This is a genomic window from Microcystis sp. M53598_WE2, assembly GCF_030067735.1.
GTDB classification, from domain to species: Bacteria; Cyanobacteriota; Cyanobacteriia; order Cyanobacteriales; family Microcystaceae; genus Microcystis; species Microcystis aeruginosa.
Map to the genome: position 1 here is coordinate 1 of NZ_JASJFE010000728.1, position 3,125 is coordinate 3,125.

At 41.2% G+C, this 3,125-nt stretch carries 2 protein-coding genes and 1 pseudogene; all 3 read left to right on the top strand.

The annotated features are described in order from the left end of the window. Positions 1 to 121 precede the first annotated feature (121 nt). Positions 122 to 991, top strand: coding sequence for a ferredoxin:protochlorophyllide reductase (ATP-dependent) iron-sulfur ATP-binding protein (gene bchL / locus PX636_RS14805; RefSeq protein WP_002759152.1), 870 nt, complete (start codon positions 122 to 124; stop codon positions 989 to 991). A gap of 387 nt (positions 992 to 1,378) precedes the next feature. Further along, on the top strand, positions 1,379 to 2,779 hold the full coding sequence (locus tag PX636_RS14810; protein WP_046662684.1) for a ferredoxin:protochlorophyllide reductase (ATP-dependent) subunit N: 1,401 nt from the start codon (positions 1,379 to 1,381) through the stop codon (positions 2,777 to 2,779). 170 nt (positions 2,780 to 2,949) lie between these two features. Beyond that, positions 2,950 to 3,125: pseudogene (locus PX636_RS22720) on the top strand (ATP-binding protein); the annotation flags it as partial.

The window sequence follows — 3,125 nt, forward strand, 5'->3', positions numbered from 1 at the left end:
ACTCTAGCTATAGCAGATAAAAATTGAGCCTCTTTCCAAGGAGTGGGGAGATGGTCAATAATTGGGATCAAAGCACTGATAAACAAACTCACCATTCAAGCGCACATTTAGGAGAACTTCCATGCCTTTAACACTCGCAGTCTACGGAAAAGGTGGCATCGGTAAATCGACAACAAGCTGTAATATTTCGGCCGCTTTAGCCAAAAGAGGCAAAAAAGTCCTACAAATAGGCTGTGACCCCAAGCATGATAGCACCTTCACCCTGACAGGCTTTCTGATTCCCACAATCATCGATACCCTGCAAGAAAAAGATTTTCACTACGAAGACATCTGGCCCGAAGACGTTATCTATGACGGTTACGGTGGTGTCAAATGCGTGGAAGCGGGTGGTCCTCCGGCCGGTGCCGGTTGTGGCGGTTACGTCGTCGGGGAAACGGTGAAATTATTAAAAGAATTGAACGCTTTTGATGAATTTGACGTGATTTTGTTCGATGTTTTGGGGGATGTGGTTTGTGGAGGATTTGCCGCACCCTTAAATTACGCCGATTACTGCATAATTGTCACAGATAACGGCTTTGATGCTCTTTTTGCCGCCAATCGCATCGCTGCTTCCGTCCGCGAAAAAGCGCGCACTCATCCCCTGCGACTAGCCGGATTAATTGGTAATCGCACCTCAAAACGCGATTTAATTAATAAATATGTAGATCATGTTCCCATGCCAGTGTTAGAAGTTTTACCCTTAATTGAAGATATTCGCGTCTCCAGAGTTAAAGGTCAAACTCTCTTTGAAATGGCCGACAAGGATCCGATGTTAAGTTATGTTTGTGACTATTATCTCAACATTGCCGATCAGATTTTAGCCAAACCAGAAGGAGTTATTCCCAAAGAATCTGCCGACCGGGAATTATTCACTTTATTATCGGATTTCTATCTTAATGCCGATAAACCCAAAGTTAACGCCGAGGAAGAATTAGACCTGATGATGGTTTAGATTATTTTGTCGGGTGGGTTAGGGACAGCGTAACCCACCAATAACCACCAATAATCACCAATAAACTCTTTTTATGGGTGGGTTACGGCGAAGAATTAACTTATTAGTTAATAGCCTAACTTATCGTCACCTAACCCACCCTACCCACGGGCCCACCACCCAACTCGATGCAGCTTTAGAACTTAAGTTATCAGTATGTATGTATTTCTTTTGTCAGCTTAATTCCGATGGGGACAAACTGGTAGAAGTCTGAGGATTGAATTTTGATCCGTCGGAAGAAGAAACTAGAAACTTTTAATCCATCAGAAGATAGTGAACTACAAAAGATTAGAGAACAGATAAAACGAGAAAACCAAAATAAACCAAGTTAAAGGAGAACCAAACAACATGACCGCCACCCAAGAACCGAGCGCTTTACAATTTGATTGTGAAACTGGCAACTATCACACCTTTTGTCCGATTAGCTGTGTTGCTTGGTTATACCAAAAAATCGAAGATAGTTTCTTCCTTGTTATCGGCACAAAAACCTGTGGTTACTTCCTGCAAAATGCTATGGGGGTGATGATTTTCGCCGAACCGCGTTATGCTATGGCTGAATTAGAAGAAGGGGATATTTCCGCTCAACTAAAAGACTACGAAGAACTAAAACGCCTCTGCTTACAAATTAAACGAGATAGAAACCCTAGCGTTATCGTTTTTATTGGTACTTGTACCACCGAAATCATCAAAATGGACTTAGAAGGATTAGCACCGAAACTAGAGTCAGAAATCGGTATTCCTATCGTGACAGCGCGCGCTAATGGTTTAGATTATGCCTTTACTCAAGGGGAAGATACCGTCCTCGCTTCTATGGTGCATAAATGTCCAGAAAAAGTTAAGCACGAAGAGGAAAAAGAAGAACGAAATGCCATCCAGAAACTCTTAACTTTTGGACGTAAAAAAGAAGAAATTAAACAGGAAGAATCGGAATATAAAGACCATCCTCCTTTAGTTTTATTTGGTTCTGTTCCCGACCCGATTGTGACTAATTTAACCCTAGAATTGAAAAAACAAGGAGTTAAAATAGATGGTTGGTTGCCGGCCAAACGCTTTACCGAATTACCGGTAATTGAAGAAGGTTATTATGTGGCTGGTGTCAATCCTTTTCTATCACGAACTGCCACCACTTTAATGCGTCGTCGTAAGTGTAAATTAATTGGCGCACCCTTTCCCATCGGTCCAGATGGAACCCGCGCTTGGATAGAAAAAATCTGTTCGGTTTTGGGAGTACAACCGCAGGGATTAGAAGAAAGAGAGGCAAAAATTTGGGAAAGTTTAGAGGATTATCTGCAACTTGTGCGCGGTAAATCGGTCTTCTTTATGGGGGATAATTTACTAGAAATTTCTCTGGCACGTTTCCTAATTCGTTGCGGGATGACTTGTGATGAAATCGGTATTCCTTACATGGATAAACGCTACCAAGCGGCCGAATTAGCATTACTAGAAAAAACCTGTAATGATATGGGTGTTCCCATCCCGAAAATTATCGAAAAACCTGATAACTACAATCAGATTCAGCGCATTTACGAGTTAAAACCTGATTTAGTGATTACAGGAATGGCCCATGCAAATCCCTTAGAAGCGCGGGGAATTAACACTAAATGGTCGGTAGAATTTACTTTTGCTCAAATTCATGGTTTTACCAATGCGCGAGATATTTTAGAATTAGCTACTCGTCCCCTGCGTCGCAACAATAACCTCAAGGAATTGGGTTGGGATAAGTTAGTTAAAGAGTCAGCAAAAGTGTAAATTTGTTGTCAAAAGTGTACAATTCTTAGGTAAGGGAAATCAATTCCTTACCTTTTTTCCTGTGATTGTTTGCCGATTCTGAGGATAATTCTTGTTCAAATGCTCAACAAGTGCATAAAATAAAAGTATCGTCTCCTTTATTCCTTAGAGACTGTTAGGGTTAATATGCAATGCTCATCGGATTTAGTGTCGGCAATTATCGCTCTTTTAAAGATGTAGTCACTCTCAGCATGGTAGCTGCGGAGGATGCCTACGGTAATGATGAGCTTGATAAAAATAATGTTTTTAAGGTTAATCAACAAATTAGTTTACTGAAAAGTGCCGCTATTTATGGAGCAAATGCCAG